Annotated in this window: 1 protein-coding gene; it reads left to right on the top strand. The window is 66.5% G+C overall.

Annotated features, from left to right (window positions below; genetic code table 11):
- Nucleotides 1-114: 114 nt before the first annotated feature.
- On the top strand, nt 115-934 hold an 820-nt coding region (locus LH128_RS30385), incomplete at its 3' end, for an amidase (protein ID WP_172705221.1).

Genomic DNA, 934 nt, shown 5'->3' with positions numbered 1-934 from the left:
CTCGCCGTTCGGCTTCAACGGCATGTCGTTCTTCGCCTCGGCTGGGTTCAAGTTCTGAGCGACCGATACGGAGTGATGCGCTGCGCCATCGTCTCGAAGCTGATTTTTCTGACGATGGCCGGCGCCGGCATACACGGGGGCATCGCTTTCGCGCGATCGGTCGCGCCGACCCCTTCCGGTGCGGCCGAGAGCGAGATTACGCTGATCGCTGCGCGGCTGGCAACGGGCAGGACCAACTGCGCCTCCATAATCGCTGGCCGACTGGACCGGATCGGGCGGCTTGACGGACCGCTTCATGCCGTGGTTGCGCTCGACCGGTCGGCACTGGCGGAAGCAGGCCGCATCGATGCGATGACCCGCACCGCGCGCCGCGCCTTGCCGCTCGCCTGCGTGCCGGTACTGGTGAAGGACAACATCGATGTCGCCGGTCTGCCGACGACATCCGGCTCTGTGGCCCTGGCCCGCAACGTTGCGGGCCGCGACGCGGATGTCGTGGCGAAGCTGAAACGGGCAGGCGCGATTGTCGTCGCCAAGACCAACATGTCCGAGTTCGCCTTCAATTACCGCGGGCGATCCTCGCTCCGGGGGCAGACCACAAGCCCCTTCGCGTTCGCGGAAAGCGCAGGCGGATCGTCTTCGGGAAACGCCGCCGCGCTTGCTGCCGGTTTCGGGGTCATAGCGCTGGGCACGGACACATCGGGATCGGCGCGGGTTCCGGCTGCACTGACCGGCGTGGTAGGTTTGCGGCCAGGTTTCGGGGTGTTGCCGATCGGCGGGGTTCTCCCGCTCAGCCCGACGCAGGACGTGATCGGCCCGATGTGCCGCTACCTCGCGGACTGTGCGAAGATGTGGTCCGTACTGACCGATACGCAAGAAGATGCCCAACACCATCCGCTGCAGGGGCTGCATGTCGGGGTGCTCGTCGCGTTCATGC

Origin of the sequence: Sphingomonas sp. LH128, from assembly GCF_000293195.2 — a bacterium.
Taxonomy (GTDB): domain Bacteria; phylum Pseudomonadota; class Alphaproteobacteria; order Sphingomonadales; family Sphingomonadaceae; genus Novosphingobium; species Novosphingobium resinovorum_A.
This window is presented reverse-complemented; position numbering and strand designations above follow the sequence as displayed.